The 16,600-nt window shown below is 35.8% G+C and carries 16 protein-coding genes; 7 read left to right on the top strand and 9 right to left on the bottom strand.

Annotated elements, in window-relative coordinates; translation table 11 throughout:
* Position 1: 1 nt before the first annotated feature.
* Genes JML65_RS11405 through JML65_RS11385 form a run of 5 tightly spaced genes read left to right on the top strand, consistent with a single transcriptional unit; the run spans position 2 to position 3,118 of the window.
* The gene (locus JML65_RS11405; RefSeq protein ID WP_047488079.1) at positions 2–715 is read left to right on the top strand and encodes a CDP-alcohol phosphatidyltransferase family protein; all 714 of its coding nucleotides are present in this window, start codon (positions 2–4) and stop codon (positions 713–715) included.
* A 59-nt stretch (positions 716–774) separates the two neighbouring features.
* Positions 775–1,539: a 3'-5' exonuclease gene (locus JML65_RS11400; RefSeq protein WP_047488077.1), complete on the top strand. Its 765-nt coding sequence runs from the start codon at positions 775–777 to the stop codon at positions 1,537–1,539.
* 3 nt (positions 1,540–1,542) lie between these two features.
* Complete coding sequence (locus tag JML65_RS11395; protein ID WP_047488074.1) at positions 1,543–1,965, top strand: DUF2007 domain-containing protein; 423 nt, start codon at positions 1,543–1,545, stop codon at positions 1,963–1,965.
* A 49-nt stretch (positions 1,966–2,014) separates the two neighbouring features.
* Positions 2,015–2,620 carry a fumarylacetoacetate hydrolase family protein gene (locus JML65_RS11390; RefSeq protein WP_202270941.1) on the top strand — a complete coding sequence of 202 codons (606 nt, stop codon included), beginning with the start codon at positions 2,015–2,017 and terminating at the stop codon, positions 2,618–2,620.
* 60 nt (positions 2,621–2,680) lie between these two features.
* Positions 2,681–3,118: a universal stress protein gene (locus JML65_RS11385; protein ID WP_047488068.1), complete on the top strand. Its 438-nt coding sequence runs from the start codon at positions 2,681–2,683 to the stop codon at positions 3,116–3,118.
* A gap of 83 nt (positions 3,119–3,201) precedes the next feature.
* Here JML65_RS11385 and JML65_RS11380 read toward each other — a convergent pair whose 3' ends face one another.
* Positions 3,202–3,435, bottom strand: coding sequence for a DUF6341 family protein (locus JML65_RS11380; protein ID WP_047488066.1), 234 nt, complete (start codon positions 3,433–3,435; stop codon positions 3,202–3,204).
* Between the two features lie 42 nt (positions 3,436–3,477).
* Here JML65_RS11380 and JML65_RS11375 point away from each other — a divergent pair, with 42 nt between their 5' ends.
* A complete protein-coding gene (locus JML65_RS11375) occupies positions 3,478–4,383 on the top strand; it encodes a DUF6427 family protein (protein ID WP_047488062.1) in 906 nt (301 codons plus the stop codon).
* Between the two features lie 6 nt (positions 4,384–4,389).
* On the top strand, positions 4,390–4,974 hold the full coding sequence (locus JML65_RS11370) for a DUF3109 family protein (RefSeq protein WP_047488059.1): 585 nt from the start codon (positions 4,390–4,392) through the stop codon (positions 4,972–4,974).
* Positions 4,975–5,051: 77 nt separating this feature from the next.
* Here the strand turns inward: JML65_RS11370 and JML65_RS11365 are convergent, their stop codons facing one another.
* The 8 genes from JML65_RS11365 to JML65_RS11330 form a co-directional block, all read right to left on the bottom strand.
* Positions 5,052–7,910, bottom strand: a complete 2,859-nt coding sequence (locus JML65_RS11365) for a M16 family metallopeptidase (protein WP_202270940.1) — start codon at positions 7,908–7,910, stop codon at positions 5,052–5,054.
* 136 nt (positions 7,911–8,046) lie between these two features.
* Positions 8,047–8,733 carry a hypothetical protein gene (locus JML65_RS11360; RefSeq protein WP_047488052.1) on the bottom strand — a complete coding sequence of 229 codons (687 nt, stop codon included), beginning with the start codon at positions 8,731–8,733 and terminating at the stop codon, positions 8,047–8,049.
* 120 nt (positions 8,734–8,853) lie between these two features.
* On the bottom strand, positions 8,854–10,188 hold the full coding sequence (locus JML65_RS11355) for a trigger factor (RefSeq protein ID WP_047488050.1): 1,335 nt from the start codon (positions 10,186–10,188) through the stop codon (positions 8,854–8,856).
* Between the two features lie 162 nt (positions 10,189–10,350).
* Entirely contained in the window at positions 10,351–10,941 is a 591-nt protein-coding gene (locus JML65_RS11350; RefSeq protein ID WP_115917709.1) for a hypothetical protein, read from the bottom strand.
* Positions 10,942–10,984: 43 nt separating this feature from the next.
* Positions 10,985–13,306 carry a TonB-dependent receptor gene (locus JML65_RS11345; RefSeq protein WP_237390855.1) on the bottom strand — a complete coding sequence of 774 codons (2,322 nt, stop codon included), beginning with the start codon at positions 13,304–13,306 and terminating at the stop codon, positions 10,985–10,987.
* 355 nt (positions 13,307–13,661) lie between these two features.
* Complete coding sequence (locus tag JML65_RS11340) at positions 13,662–14,018, bottom strand: hypothetical protein (RefSeq protein WP_047488041.1); 357 nt, start codon at positions 14,016–14,018, stop codon at positions 13,662–13,664.
* A gap of 147 nt (positions 14,019–14,165) precedes the next feature.
* Positions 14,166–16,091 (bottom strand): ABC-F family ATP-binding cassette domain-containing protein, encoded by a 1,926-nt coding sequence (locus JML65_RS11335; protein WP_047488038.1) that lies wholly within the window; start codon positions 16,089–16,091, stop codon positions 14,166–14,168.
* 213 nt (positions 16,092–16,304) lie between these two features.
* Positions 16,305–16,553 (bottom strand): hypothetical protein, encoded by a 249-nt coding sequence (locus JML65_RS11330; protein ID WP_047488035.1) that lies wholly within the window; start codon positions 16,551–16,553, stop codon positions 16,305–16,307.
* Positions 16,554–16,600 lie beyond the last annotated feature (47 nt).

The following is a 16,600-nucleotide window of genomic DNA, read 5'->3' as shown; positions in this document are numbered from 1 at the left end:
TATGAATTTTATAAAAAATAATCTGGCCAATGCCTTGACCCTGGCTAATTTATTTGCAGGCTGCATAGGTGCAATACATCTTATTTTAGGAGATTATCAGACAACGGCAATTTGCCTTATCCTTTCTTCGATCTTCGATTTTTTTGACGGTTTTGTAGCCAGAGCTTTAAAATCAAACTCCAATCTTGGTCTCCAGCTTGATTCCCTTGCCGATATGGTAAGTTTTGGGTTGATTCCCGGGCTTACGATGTACAAAGCACTGGAACCTTTTGGAACCGAGCTCCTTGGCCTTCATTTGCCATTTGAAATCAAATACATGGGATTGCTGGTTACGCTTTTCTCTTGCTTACGATTGGCAATCTTTAACCTTGATGAAGAACAGAGGTATTATTTTAAAGGGTTGAATACACCTACCAACACAGTGCTGTTATTTGGTTTATATTATGCGTTTAAAGAAACCGGTTCTTTCAGTATTTTATTTGAAAATGAACTCTTATTGCTTCTATTAACCATTATTACATCATGGCTTCTGATCAGCCCGATTAAGATGATGGCTATGAAATTTAAATCCACACAATTACAAGATAACTATCCAAAAATCGTATTATTGGTGGGAGGTATTGCTATTCTGGCCATATTCCGTATTGTAGGAATCCCAATGCTTGTCATTTATTATATTTTGGTTTCCCTTGTTTTCCAGAGACAACTGAAATAAAAAATAAGGCCGCACAGCATCAATACATATTATCACTTATTCAAATTATCACTATCAACATGAATTTAAAACTCCATAAACCGCTTTGTATTTTTGATCTTGAAACAACAGGAACGAATATCGGAAAAGACAAAATTGTTGAAATCTGTATTCTGAAAGTAAACCCTGACGCTTCCAGAGAAAGCAAAACATGGCGTGTAAATCCGGGAATGCCTATTCCTAAAGAATCCAGTGAGATCCACGGAATTTATGACGAAGACGTAAAAGAAGCTCCTTCTTTTAGAGAAATTGCTCCAAAAATCATGGAAATGCTTACCGGAAGTGATCTGGGAGGTTTTAATTCCAACAGATTCGACGTTCCTTTATTGGCTGAAGAACTCCTGAGAGTAGAAATTGATTTTGATCTCAGCAAATTCAGGCTGGTGGATGCACAGACTATTTTCCATAAAAAAGAACCTAGAAACTTAGGCGCTGCTTACCAGTTTTACTGTGGAAAAACATTGGAAAATGCCCACTCTGCAGAAGCTGATGTATTGGCAACTTTTGAGGTACTGGATGCACAAATAGGGAAATATGATGATATTCCGAATGAGATAGCTCCCTTAAGTGAGTTTACTTTCCATAATAAAAATGCAGATCTTGCAGGTTTTATAGGATATAATGAAAAAAAGGAAGAGGTTTTCAATTTTGGAAAATATAAAGGACAGGGAGTGAAAGCGGTATTCCAAAAGGATCTTGGTTACTACGGATGGCTTCAGAATGCTGATTTCCCATTGTACACCAAGAAAGTTTTTACAAAGATTCAACTCTCAGGAAAATTTTAAAAAATGGCCAACCTGATTCGCTTAAAATTTCATGATAATGCCCTTGAAGCCAATAGGGACAAACAGATATTGGCCGAAAACGGCATTAACAGTTTCATTGCCAATGAACAGCTTATCCAATCGGACTGGCTGCTTTCTCAGGCCGTAGGAGGTATTCAGCTTCAGGTTTTTGAAAATGATTTAGAAAGGGCAAAACAGATTCTTCAGGATTATAAAGACAATGAAGAATATTCGCTGGAGGTGGAACATACTATTGAAAATCCTGAATTCAATTTTGTCTGCCCGAAATGTGGGTCCAATCATATTTATCAGGATGAAAAACCTGGTGGTGTTTTTGGAATCAGCTGGTTGATTCTGGGGTTCCCAATAAAAATTTCTAAAAACCAATACCACTGTTATTATTGTGGTAATGAATTTACCCATTAAAAAATAAAAGACTGCTTTGTTCTCATGACAAGCAAAAAAAATAAAAGTTATGAAAATAATCTGTATAGGAAGAAACTATAGCGAACATGCAAAAGAATTAGGGAACGAAATCCCTGAGAACCCTGTTATTTTTATGAAACCTGATACAGCGGTTTTAAAAGGAAATGATTTTTATATTCCCGAATTTTCAAATGATGTACACTATGAGCTTGAAGTTGTCCTGAAAATTTCAAAAGGAGGAAAATACATTCAGAAGGAGAGCGCCCACAAGCATTATGAAGAGATCGGCTTAGGAATAGATTTTACCGCCAGAGACCTTCAAAGCGAACTGAAATCAAAAGGTCTTCCATGGGAACTTGCCAAAGGATTTGATGGTTCCGCTGTCGTAGGGAATTTCTTTAAGAAAGAGAATTATAATCTTGACAGCTTGCCGTTTTCTTTACTTAAGAATAAAGAAAAAGTACAGGATGGAAACACCAAAGATATGATTTTCAGTTTTGATGACATCATAGCATTTGCTTCACAATATTTTACGTTAAGAGTAGGTGATCTTATTTTTACCGGGACTCCAAAAGGTGTAGGAAAGGTAGATGAAAATGATATTCTGGAAGCCTACCTTGAGGATGAAAAAATCCTTGATATCCGAATATTATAAGTTATTTAACATCAACTCTGGCAAATTTTTCTTATCTTTAGGTAACAAAATGAAAGGCTTATGATAAATATTGTATTACCCGTAGATTTTGGGGATAAAACAGAACAGCTGGTAGAAGGTGCCATCAAATTTGCCAAACAGCTTAATGGTAGAATTTATCTGATTCATGTAGCTCCATCTGATATCGGATTTGCGATCGGGGATATGGGATTTCAATATTTTCCGGAAGTGGAAGCGAATGAGATCAGAGAAGAACTTGTTCAGCTTAATAAAATTGAGCAGAGAATTATTGCCCACGATATTGATTGTGAACATCTTCTGAAACAAGGACTTGCTAAAGATATAATCATTGAACACGCAAAGGAAAAAAATGCTGATTATATCGTCATGGGATCACATGGAAGAAGTGGGATTTATGATGTATTTGTAGGGAGCCTTACAAAAGGGCTTACGAAAAGTTCGCCTGTTCCTGTTTTAGTACTTCCTATTCATGACTAAGAAAATTAAATTTTAATCGTTAGTAATAAAAAAACCGATCAAATTAAATTATTTGATCGGTTTTTTACTATATAACCAATTAATTAACCTTCTTTTTTATAGATTTTTGGATCGTAGTAAGGATTCTTACCTTCCGTAGGAGAATAATAGTCTTTATCTTTATCACCGCCCAATGTAGCTACCAGCACATAACACCAATAAGTAAACATTACACAACAAACGATAAATAAAATCCAGTTTAAAACATTACCAAAGGTCTCAAAGAACCCAAAAGACCATTTGAAAACTTTGCTTAAGAATAGAAAGAAAGACGTCATTATTTTCCTTTTTTAAATTAACTTTGTACAAATTTATAAAAAATGTTTAAATTACTTTCAAAAGAAAGCAATATTTTTTCAATTCCTGTTTATATTGGTTTTCTTCTTTTAGTAGTAATAATATTTAACATACTGAATCTCAATACATATGAGGCAATTGTCGCAGGTATTACTTTTCTGGGAATTGCTTTGGGATATTTTTGTTTTCACAGTATTGCTCTTAATTATCAGACCCATTTGCCTTTATTTCTGTATACGGTTTTTATTTTTGGGCTCTATCCGGGAAATTTAGATATTGGAATTGCAGTTTCCCTGCTTACCAATTCTTTTCTTATCCTTCTTCTGACCAGTGCGGATGAAGACATCAGAAAAAAGTCATATGTATTGGTGGGTGCTATTGTGGCATTGAATTTTATATTCCTTCCCACTACCTGGCCTATGGCTGTTTTTGTTATCATCCACGTGGTGGCTACATCTGCAAAAATAGGATTAAACCTCTTCAGGTTTCTGTTGGGAATGGTGTTAATTGTGTTCAGTTATTTCTCAGTGATGTATTTTGTTCAGTTTACTTCATGGAATATAGATTATTTTCCATTTGGAAAAATGAAACCCGTAACAGACTATACAGAGCTGTTACCATTGACCCCTATTGTTCTTATGCTCATCTATGCAGTATATGATCATTTTAAAAATTATAATAAGAAAAGCCCGATAAGCAGATATAAATATACTTTCTTACTGGTCTTTTCCCTTGCTCAGCTTGTAACGATCATTCTGTATATGAATACAAACTATGAATATTTGTTGCTTTTAGCATTTCCTTCAAGTATTATTCTGAGCAGGATGGTGAGGTTTTTACCAAAATATTGGATGCAGGAGGCCGGCTTATGGCTTATTATTATCAGTTTACTTGGCTTTAAAGCAGGTACAGTTTTTGATTTATTTTAAAAAATTATGATTCAGATAGACGATAAATTGATTTCCGAGGATATTTTTTCCGAAGAATTTGTTTGCAACCTTAGCAAGTGTAAGGGTGCATGTTGTGTGGAAGGAGATGTAGGAGCTCCGTTGGATAAAGACGAGCTTGAGATTTTAGACAGTATTTTTGATAAAATAAAGCCTTATCTTACTCAGGAAGGAGTGAAAGCCCTTGAAGAACAGGGAACATGGACTACTGATCCACACGACGGAATGTATGTTACTCCAATGGTGGAGGACCGTGAATGTGCTTATGTAACTTTTGATGATAAAGGAATTACCAAATGTGGGATTGAAAAAGCCTATGAAGATGGTGCTGTAGACTGGCAGAAACCTATCTCCTGTCACCTCTATCCTATCAGGATTACAGAATACTCTACTTTCTCTGCTTTAAACTATCATGAATGGAATGTTTGCAGTGATGCCTGCAGTCTTGGAAAAGAACTTCAGGTTCCTGTTTATAAATTCCTGAAAACACCATTAACCAGAAAGTACGGTGAAGATTTTTATAACGTTCTCAGCGAAGTAGCTGACGAATGGAAAAAAGAATACGGTTCTTAACCCGTAAGGATTTGAATTGAAATAAAAAAGCCGCAGAAAATTATTTCTGCGGCTTTTTGTACATAAGCTGATATAAATTATTGTTGTACACCTGCTCTATCGGTCATTCCAGTGTTGGAATCAGCTTTTTTTGCATTCTCCCACCCGTCTTCCGGCATCAGAACCGCTATATTTCTGCCTTTAGACAGGTATTTCTTAGCAACATCCTGAAGATCTTTTACAGTCAGCAGCTTTACTTTATCCTGGTAATTCAGGATAGCATATGGATCGCTTCCGTCTACTTGATTTTGGGCAATTCCCTGCAACCAGAATCCATTATCTTTAAGGCTTGTTTTATATTCATTATATTCCCCTTCTTTGTATTTATCCAGGTCTTTTTGCTCAGGACCTTGATCGATCAGCTTTTGAAGTTCGGCAAGAGCACTTTTCGTAAGTTTATCTACATTTTCAGGTCCGCAAGGGAAATTAATACTAAAGCTGTAGCTACTGTAGGGAACTTTACTTAAACCTCCGCTTGCGCCCCCTCCATAAATTCCACTTTCATCTTCTCTGAGCTTTTCAAGGACTTTAATCGTAGCTACCTCCCCAAGTGCTGACAATGCAAATGCTTCTTTTTCACTGTATGGCGTTTCTCCGCTATAAGAAATCGTCACAAGGCTTTTAGGTTCTTTTCCTTTTTTATAAACTTTTGTAAACTCACCTTCCAAAGGTCGATAACCGGTATCTTTAAAAGTAGAAGATTTTCCTGTAGCAGGAAGGCTGGCAATATAATGCAGCACTTCACTTTTAAGCTGGGCCTCCTCTATGTTTCCTACAAAATAAAAGTGGAAATTACCTGCATTGGCAAATTTCTGCCTGTAGATATCGTATGCCTTTTTATAGTCTGTATTGGCCCAATCTTTCTCCGTTGGAGCAAGTCCGATAAATCTTGGATTTTTCTGATTGATAAACTTGGCGTATTCATTAGAAAAATAATATTCCGGATCTGATTCTACATTAGTAAGCATTGAGGACTTCTTCATTTTATAAGCATTGAAGGAGTCCGGGTTGTAATTTAAGTCCGTAAAGCAGGCATATATGAGCTCCATAGCCGTCTTCAGGTCTCTTTTAGAGCTTGTTCCTGAAACGCCTTCTGTCATTCCACTGATATAAGAACTTACACTCACCTGTTTGCCTGCCAGATAATGGGTAAGATCTGTTTTGGAAAGCCCCCCTAATCCGGCTTCCAATAAAGCATCGAAAGCAAATTCCGTTTTGTTGTAATCAGTATCAGGAATAATTGAACTTCCTCCTAAACTTAAACCGGCAAATACAATCTCATCATCTTTGAAATCTGTTTTCTTAAAAGTAACTTTTGCTCCGTTATTTAAAATCCATGTTGTTGTTCCAAGTTTTGTATCCGTCTCCGTCTTTGTAATTTTCCCCTCAGACTTAAAAGGTTTTATTAAACTCTCAGCTTTCATTTTTTCCTGATAAGGGGTAAGATCTGCTAATTTCAACTTTTCAAACATATCCAGAACCATGGATTCTGTCGGCATTGCAATATTATCCTTCTTAGGACCTGTAATTACCACCACCCTGCTGTCATCTTTTACCTGTTTCCCGATGATTGCATTTGTTTGTACCAGAGTTACTGCAGGTAAAAACTTTTTAATCTGATCATATTCCCAGGTAATTCCCGGCATTGGTTCCTGCCTCAGAAAATGATTGACATATCCGCCAATCAATTCATCGTTTTCACTCTTATCCCGATTATTATAAGCCCATTCATAAGAAGAAAGGATCTGTGTTTTTGCTCTGTCCAGTTCAGACGAGGTAAAACCGAATCTTTTTGCTCTTTCCACTTCTTTCAACAGGACTTTCAAAGCATTCAGCTGATCGCCATCTTTTGTAACAGCTGATCCCTGGAAAGCTTCTTTTGTTCTCGCATAAGTTCCACCATGATAAACAGCACCATATGTAAACGGAGGATTTGTTGAATTAATAAGCTCTCCCAACCTATTGTTCAACATCATATTCACAAGACCTTCTACAATCCGTTGATTGTACTGTTCCACAGTAACCTCCGGTTTGTAGGCTTCAGAATCTTTAATGATAAATTGTACTCCTGAGCTTGTAGCATCAGGATCCGTTTCAATGGCTACAAGGGTTTCTTTATGATTGGGAAGATCAAAACTTTTTCTTTCTTTCGGGTTTATAGCTTTTTTATACTTACCAAAGTTATCCTTTATCTTCTTTTCCATCTCTTCTACATCAATATCTCCTACGACTATAATTGCCATCAGATCTGGTCTGTACCAATCCTGATGAAATTTCCGGATCAGGTCAGGCTTAAAATTTTCCAGGACTTCTTTTTTACCCATCGGAAGTCTCTCTGCATATTGAGATTTATAAAGCTGCTTTGGAAGGTATTTGTCCTGCATTCTTTTATCGGCACCAAGACCTAATCTAAGCTCTTCCAATACGACACCTCTTTCTTTATTAATCTGTTCATCAGAGAGGGTGGCATTAAATGCCCAGTCCTCTATCACTTTCAGTCCGGCATCCAGATTTCCCGGCTTATCCAGCGGAACGGGAAGCATATAAACGGTTTCATCAAAACCGGTATACGCATTAAGGTGCTGACCAAACTTCACTCCAATTGACTGTAGAAAATCTACTAATTTATTATCCGGAAAATTTTTAGTTCCATTGAAATTCATATGCTCCATAAAATGAGCCAGCCCCCTTTGATTCTCATCTTCAAGAATAGATCCCACATTGATCGCCAAACGAAAATCCACTTTTTTTTCGGGAAGTGCATTTTTCCTGATATAATACTTCATTCCGTTCGAAAGGACACCCATTTTTACGGAAGGATCTAAAGGAATATTTTGTCCGAAAATACTTGAAGAGATCAAGCCACAAACTACCACTGAAAATAATCTTTTCTTCATATGTCATCTTTTTCGGTACAAAAGTATATATTATTTGTAGACTAAAGAAAAGCATAGCTCTAAACTATAGTTAAACTTTAATTATAGTTCATAAAAAAAGCCGGACAATATCCGGCTTTCTTATCAATAAAAGTTCTTATTTAAAATCAGCGTCCGTTACTCCGGAATTGATTACCAATTTTGTTGTCTTGATATTCACTTTCTGACCTCCACCTTCAGCATCTACTTCGGAAGGGAATTGAACTCCATCAACAGTCATATAGCTCTTTATGGTTACATTTCCTTCTCCTGAAACAGTTTTATACAAAAGTGCGGTAGTTGCATCAAAGTAAAATTTACCTTTTTCTGAAGACAGTACATTATAATTTTTACCATCCACATTCTCCACGGTTACCGTCTTGAAATTAGCTGCATCAAAAGCTAATGCATCTACAGGTCTTCCTTTTTTCAAATCAGCAATCTTATCTGCGGGAATATCTGTTTTCTTTCCCATCTGATCAAAATACCCTTTCTCACCATCGAAAAGCTGAACCATCTGCTGTCCCATTAAAGACTGAACAGATTTAAATTTATTCCCTAATTTCTTAGTAGACATTGTAATTTCCATCCCCTGTACACTCAGTGTATTATCTGTAATGGTAGATTTTACAGCCTCCAATTTATCTTTACCTCCCAATGCCTTAAAATAATTATCTATTACTTCTTTAGCAGTCAGTTTAGATGTTGTAGCCTCTGTCTTAACAGAAGCCGCTTCTTTCTTCTGAGCTGCTGCCGGAACTGAGAAAAGCACAGCACAGAAAAAAGGAATGATAATCTTTTTCATATATGTAATAATAAGTTTAGAGGGTAAATATATGAATATTGGCCGACATACATGAAGGGCATATCCAAATAAAAAAACCGCCAGAAACTGACGGTTTTAAAATATTATAGCAGTGTATAATTATTTTTTAAGTTCTTCTAAAAATTCGTCGTGAGAAATTTTAGTTTCCTTTTTTGTTGCTTTTTCAAGAATAACATCTTTCAATTTAGCCATAGCTACTTCAGAAGAGATTTGTCTTACTTGCTCCTGATCTTTTAGCATCTCAACAGCATATTTCTGGATTTCCTCATCTCCTAGGTGGTGGATTCCATAGATAGCCAATTGGTTTTTAACTAACTGCTCAGCTTGTGCCAATACATCAGCATAATCTAACTGAATTTCGTTCTCAGTCATCAATTTACCTTCGATGATCTGATATCTTAATTGGTTTTTCTCTGCTTCTAAGATTTCTTTAGCCTGCTGCTCAGACTGAATGTTTTGGTTAGAGAATAATAACCATTTTACAAGGAACGTTTCAGGAAGTTTTACTTCTTCTTTTTCTGTTACCTGCTCTAATACTTTGTTCACAAAGTGAACATCAGCATTCTGTTGGAAATACTCGTCTAATTCAGTTTTTACTTTTTCTTTAAGCTCCTCCTCAGACTTGATTGTTCCTTCTCCGTATACTTTGTTGAATAAGTCTTCGTTAAGCTCAGCTAAGTTTAATGAATAGAAGTCTTTTACTTTTACTTCTACCTCATTGTGGTGTAAGTGCTCTACTTCTTCTTTGCTGAATCCTAATTCTTTAGCTAATTCTTCATCACCAGCAAGAGTTTCTTTAGAAACTTTTACAGACTCATCCATTTTCAAAGCTTTTACTAATTTGAAAGCTTCTTTGTTTTCAGCAGTAACTGTAACGTTCTTTGGGTGGTGGTGGTGCTCTCCTTCAGCATCCTCTTCCACAACCTGAGAAACCTCTAAAGCGATATAAGAATCTTTAGTGATTTTATCTTGAGGAACTTGCTCAGCAAAACGCTTCTGCATGTTTTCAATACTCTTGTTGATTTCTTTTTCAGCAGCTTCTACTTTATAGTGAGGAGCCTCATATTTAGCTAAATCTATAGTGAATTCAGGCTCATACCCTACTTCAAAAGCAACCTCAATCTTATCAGCATTATAGTCTAATTCATTCACTGGCTGAGGAACTGGCTGACCAACTAATCTTAATTTGTTTTCATTAACATAGTTGTTCAAAGCATCAGAAACTTGCTTGTTGATTTCTTCAAATGCAATCCCTGCTTCATATTGTTTTTTAACCATACTTAAAGGCACTTTCCCTTTTCTGAATCCAGGAACTTGCGCATTTTTAGCATAATTAATCAATTGCTTTTCTACTTTTTCTTTGTAGTCAGATTTCTCCAATGTTACAGTAAGCAATGAACTTACGTCATCATGGTTTTGTGCGGTAACCTTCATTATTGATTAAAATTTTAGGTTGCAAAAATATGAATTTTTTATGAGAATAACTCATTTCAAATAAATTCTTAGCCTTCAAATATTTATAAATTAGAAAACCACTGAATGATCAGTGGTTTTACGAAATATGATATTTAAAATTTGTATTTTTTCAAGGTCTGCTTAGTTGATAATCCCATAAGTAGCCTGGGCATCTGTTTCACCTCCGGTTTGCTGTCCGTATACCACTCCGTTTCCACTTACTGCAGAAGCTTCAGAAACTGTTTGAGGTTCATGATAAAGCGTTAAAATCAACTGGCTTTGTACTGATGCGTTCTTAATGGCTTTAGTCACCACCCATTTTGTTTTCAAACCAACATGATTATGGTCTGCTCTTGTGGAGCTCGCATCATCAGTACGGGTAAGAGTAAGATCAGAATTAGGAAAGTTGAATACTAAAAAGTGTTCGTCTTTTGCATCTTTGATCTCCTGGGTAGAATCTTCATCTCCATTTTTAAACTGTACTTCTACTTCATATGTTTTCCCATCTACCAGGCTTATCGGCTGCGCTCCACCTGCTCCAACACTATAATTATAAGTTGTTGTTGTTTGTGCAGCCACATCCTTAACCAGTAAAATAATATTGGTAAGATCTTCTTGCGGAAGGTCGTCCTCTTCTGATGCATTATCTCTCTGACAAGACATTACAGAGAAAGTAATGAATAAAACGGCTAATAATCTGGTGATATTTTTAGTATTGAATAAATTGTTCATTTTTTTGATTTAAGATTAAAAATTTTGTTTTTAAGAGTGAATATTAGAAACGGTATCTAAAATTCAGAATAAAGTTTCTTCCTGCTTCGTCTGCAAAAAAGCGCATACGGTTAAGGTAATTTCTGTACGAAACATTAAAAATGTTGTTTACAATAAGCCCTGCAGAAAGATTTTTGCTAAGATTAATTCCTGTTCCGATATTCCAAAGGGAAAACCCTGCTGGTGGTGTACTTAGATCCACCGTTTTATTAACTTCCACCCCATTTTCATAAATGGTAACTGAAGCATTGTGGACAGGAAATCTGCTTTGTTTTAAAAAGGTCTGATTTTCAAGATTGAAATAAAAATTATTCCAGTTTTCTTTTTTAAACTGTAATGCATTGGAGAAATTAGGAGGCATCATCAGAATCAACGGTTCATTGTGGGTATCATCCTGCCCATACAGATAACTTCCTTTACCTGTATAAGTAAGGTTATCTGTAAGCTTCCAGTTAATATCCAGGTCTATACCATACATTTTTGCATCAATCTGCTGGTATGACCACACCGGAAACACTCCCCTTATTGTATTCTGTACTCCCGTTGGAATTTCATTAATAAAGTTTTTAGTTATGAAAAAGTAAGGGTTTACAGAAACATTCAATCCTTTAAGTACATTGAATTTTGCATCCGCAGTAAGGTTAAACTGATGTCCGTCTTCATTTTTCAGTCCCATATCCCCTATTTCTATTACCGCTGCAGAATGATGTAATCCATCAGAAAACAACTCTGCAATATTGGGTGTTCTTCCCACTTTTGCATAGTTAAATTTCAAATTAAAATTTGCATTCGGATGGTATTCCAGGCCTGCATTAAATGAAACATTCTGATAATTAAGTTTTGGACGTGTCAACACTCTGTTTTTATCAGTTTTAATATAGAATTCACGGTATGAGTCAGCATATCGGTTGCTCCAATCACTTTTGTCATACCATTTCGTTACATCATAACGGGTGAAGTCATATCTTACTCCAGCTTCAGCATTCAATTCCGGTGAAATTTTATATTTAAATACAGAATATATTCCCGCCGCATATTTGTCATAATTAGGAATCAGACGTCTCGCTTTGGTAGCCGGATCTGAATAATTATTTTGAAAACTTGCATCAATCCCCGTTTCAAGAGACCATTTTTCTCTTTCCAATAAATCATTAAGATTAAATTGGTGAGTCATCAAGGCAAGATCCAAAGAAGGGATGTCTTTAAGATCACCTCTTCTTACATCATATTCCTGTCTATGGTTATACTGAAAACTATACGTTGCAGAAACTTTCCCAATATTTTCAAATCTTTTGAAAGCTGAAACTTTCGCAATATGATGCTCGATAACCTGTCGTGGATTATCAATATCATAGCTAAAGTCTCCTGTATACACCGGAATTTTCAGGGTCATCGCATTATAGAAATCATTATTGTTTCCTACATGAGATCCTCTGTAAATTCCAATATTCTGATTGGTAAGATAATAATCAAAAGAAATTCCTTTGTCATATTCATTTTTCTGCACGGTAAAATTAAAGGATGAGAAATCCATTCCTGTATTCATCAGATTGTAATCAGGTGTATGCTGATCACCCAGCTTTTTAATACTTCCTCCTGATTTTACCGCCCAACCGTTTTTCCATATTTTGGCAACATCTACATCCAGTCCCAATCCTCTTCCGTTGGAAATTCCCGAAAGATTGACTGACCCTTTTATAGTATCTTTTTTAGGAAAAATCTCCGGTTCCATGATGACAACACCACCTATAGCATCACTCCCGTACTTTAAAGCAGACGCTCCTTTGATCACATCAATATGCTGAAAATTATTGATGTCTACATTGGGAGCATGCTCCACACCCCATTCCTGCTCAGCAAGCTTTACTCCATTATTGAGAATGGAAATACGACTTCCGTATAAACCATGGATAATAGGTTTTGCAATATTATTTCCGGTCTTTAATGTGGCCACTCCCGATATTTTAGAAAGTAGATTTCCCAGGTTATCTGTGGCATTTCTTTCTATTTCTTTTTTATCAATAGTCTTCACAATTAAAGATCCGTTGGACTTATGATTACCGTGTATGGTAACGGTTTCAATATCTTTAATATGATGTTCCAGGGTGATAACCACGTGAATATCCTGATCAACTTTTATATTTTCAGTATAATCATGACAATCAGGATGCTGTGCCGTAAGAGAATATTCTCCGGCAGGAATTTTATCAAAAGAAAATTTCCCTTTCTTATCTGTTTTTACTGTAGAACCTCCGATTTTTACCACTGCATTTTCCAGCATTGTTTTATCATGAAAATCCTGAACGGTTCCTTGTACAGTGTACATTTTCTGTGCACTAGTAAATACTGATCCACAAAAGATCAGCAACAGGCAATATATCAATTTCATTATAATAGATTGATTGCGTACCCTTTTAACAGGTACATTTTTCGTTAAAATTTGTTGAATGGGTTTATCTTAATTTGTACAATGTACAATGTATAATGTACAGTGTAAAAAGTAAAAGTGCAATGTATTAATGATGAAAGAAGTTGGATGTTAGTCATGAGAAGCCGGAGACTGATATTGTGAAAATAATACAACTATCAGATGAGCCACTGCTGTATACCCCCTCAAACTTTTGGGCATTAACCATTGAACTTTAAAGCACGAAACTTTAAACCCAATATGAATGTATTGATTATGAAATTGTGGGAGGGCCCCGAAGCTGAAAGGTAAATTTGGTCTGTGACCAGATTTTCTCCTGAATGGCGATGATCTGTTTTACCTGATGCGTATAGTGCTCAAAAGTAAAACTGAATTCTTCAGGAGCTAAGGTATGTCCGGTAACCAAAAAGTGGCAGGCCAGACAGTCGCCAGCTTTCTCTTTAGTAATAGCTTTTGTAATCGTATTCTCGGTCTTTTTAAGATTAAATCCTTTAAAGTAGTCCATAGAATCATGATGGTGAAAGCTTTGAGAAAGCAGGGCGAGGAAATATACTCCAAACAATAGCTTGGAGATAAAACTCTTCAGATTTCTGCTTTCTTTTAAAATCATTCTTCAAAATTATGAAAATAATTTAATTCTGGAGCTACCCTTTTATTAAATTACTTTTATGCTTACTGGTAATATGTAGAAATGAATGGGGGTATGTTACAAAAAAAAGCTTCATAATTTTAATTTATGAAGCTTTTATATTTTAGTTTAGTTAACCTGAGTTCCCAGGTATTCCCATTCCTGCAATGCAGAATCTAATTCTTCTTTAGTTTTATTGTATTTCTCCAACGTTTCATCAGAAGGGTTTTCTTTGGCAAAAGAAGCTTCCATTTCTTCCACTTTAATTTCAAGTTCGGAAATTTTCTCTTCTACTTTTTTAATTTTATTCTGTATATTTTTCTGTTCTTTACTTACAATCGTTGACTGATTGGCAGCTACAGGTTTTGCTTCCGCTTTTTTCACCTCTGCTTTTGGCTCTTCATTGTGAAGTTTAGCTTTTTCTGCAGAAATCTCTCTGATCGTTTCTTTTTGTCTGTATTCCAGATATTCATTGATATCACCTAGGAATTCTTTCATTTTTCCATCACGGAATTCGTAGATTTTATCACAAAGCCCCTGAAGGAATTCTCTATCGTGAGAAATGACAATCAATGTTCCTTCAAAGTTCTGCAAAGCCAGCTTAATAATCTCTTTAGACTGGATATCCAGGTGGTTGGTAGGCTCATCCATAATCAACGTATTGAAAGGACGAAGTAATAGTTTACAAAGTGCCAGACGGTTTCTCTCACCTCCGGAAAGTACTTTTGTTTTTTTAGAAACAGCCTCTCCCTGAAATAAGAAAGATCCTAATAAATCTCTTACTCTAGGTCTTGTTTCTTCGGTAGCAGCATCTTCTGCTTCTTCCAAAACTGTTTTATTAGGTGTTAAAACTTCTTCCTGATTTTGGGCAAAATAACCGATGTTTACGTTGTGTCCAAGATTCCAGGAACCTGAATAATCTTTAATATCCCCGGCCAGAATTTTAGCTAAAGTAGTCTTTCCTTGTCCGTTCTGTCCTAAAAGTGCAATCCTATCTCCTCTCTGAACGATGAAATCTACATCATCAAAAATTTGTTTTTTCCCGTAAGCCTTCCCTAAATGATCAGCTTCAAAAATAACTTTTCCGGGAACCATAGACTGTACGAAACGGATATTGAATTTTGAAACGTCTTCATTATCAACCTCGATACGTTCAATTTTATCTAATTTTTTAATAAGAGACTGAGCAAAAGATGCTTTAGTAGCACTGGCTCTGAACTTATTAATATTGTCTTCCATCTGCTTGATTTCCGCATCCTGATTCTTTTTAGCCTGAATCAGTTTCTCACGGCGGTCTTCACGCATGATCAGATATTTTGTATAATTGGCTTTGTAATCATCTACTTTTCTATTGTTGATATCAAAAGTTCGGTTACAAACTGCCGTCATAAACTGCTTATCGTGACTTACCAGAACGATTGCTCCCGGATAGTCTTTCAGAAAGTTTTCCAGCCAGATGATGGATTCCATATCCAGGTGGTTAGTAGGCTCATCGAGAAGCATAATATCATTCTTTTGAAGAAGAAGCTTTGCCAGTTCGATTCTCATTCTCCATCCTCCTGAAAATTCATCGGTGATCTTTTGGAAATCATCCGCTTTAAAACCTAAACCAAACAGTACCTTTTCCATATCCCCTTCAAGATTGTAGGCATCATGGTTCATTAAAAGGTCATTCAGCTCAGTCATTTTATTAATCAGATCCGTGTAAGAATCGCTTTCGTAGTCGGTTCTCGTCGCCATCTGATGGTTTACCTCTTCAAGCTCATTTTTCCAGGCATTGATTTGCTCAAAAGCCTGCATGGTTTCGTTCCAAACGGTTCTTCCTTTTACAAAATCAAGATCCTGTTTCAAGAACCCGATTGTTGCGCTTCCTTCAGCTACAACATCACCTTCGAAGAAGTTAATTTCTCCTGAAAGCATTTTCAATAAAGTGGATTTCCCCGCTCCATTTTTACCGACTAAACCAATTTTATCGTCTTTTTTAATCGTGAAATTTACATTTTGAAATAAATAATTTCCCGAGTGATGTAATCCTAAACCTTGAACCGAAAGCATTTTTTTAAGTAATAATTAATAATGAATAATGAATTTTCGAGGGCAAAAATACGGAAAAAGAAATGAAATAGTCCAGAAATAAAAAAACTGCCCCTTTCGGACAGTTTTTAATCCAGATTCAAAACTTAATTTATTGTCTTAATAAATAGTTTAAAAACATAGATTTCTGTGTTTACCTCTGAAACTTCTAAACCTTAGAAAGTTTAAAAATGTCTATCCCGGAGTGAGCGGTGGTGTTTTCTGCCCCGCTTTCACCATGACAATCATTTCTTCAAGGCTTTCCGCAGCCTCTTTATATTTTACCTGTTTGATCCCATGGTGAGAACCTATTTCATTCTGCAATTCATTCAAAGTGGTAGCTTCAGACATTGTAATCGGTTTGCTGCCATTTTTAATACTGATCTCGTAGTTGCAAGTGTCTAAAAGTTTATTGGCTTTTTTAAGCCATGCTGAAACTGTCATAATACATTGTTTTTGGAGTTAAAAAATATTGGAGTAAAGTATATTGA

Source organism: Chryseobacterium sp. KMC2, from assembly GCF_016756935.1.
GTDB lineage: Bacteria > Bacteroidota > Bacteroidia > Flavobacteriales > Weeksellaceae > Chryseobacterium > Chryseobacterium rhizosphaerae.
Note: the sequence above shows the minus strand (reverse complement) of the source record. Positions and strands in the feature narration are given on the sequence as shown.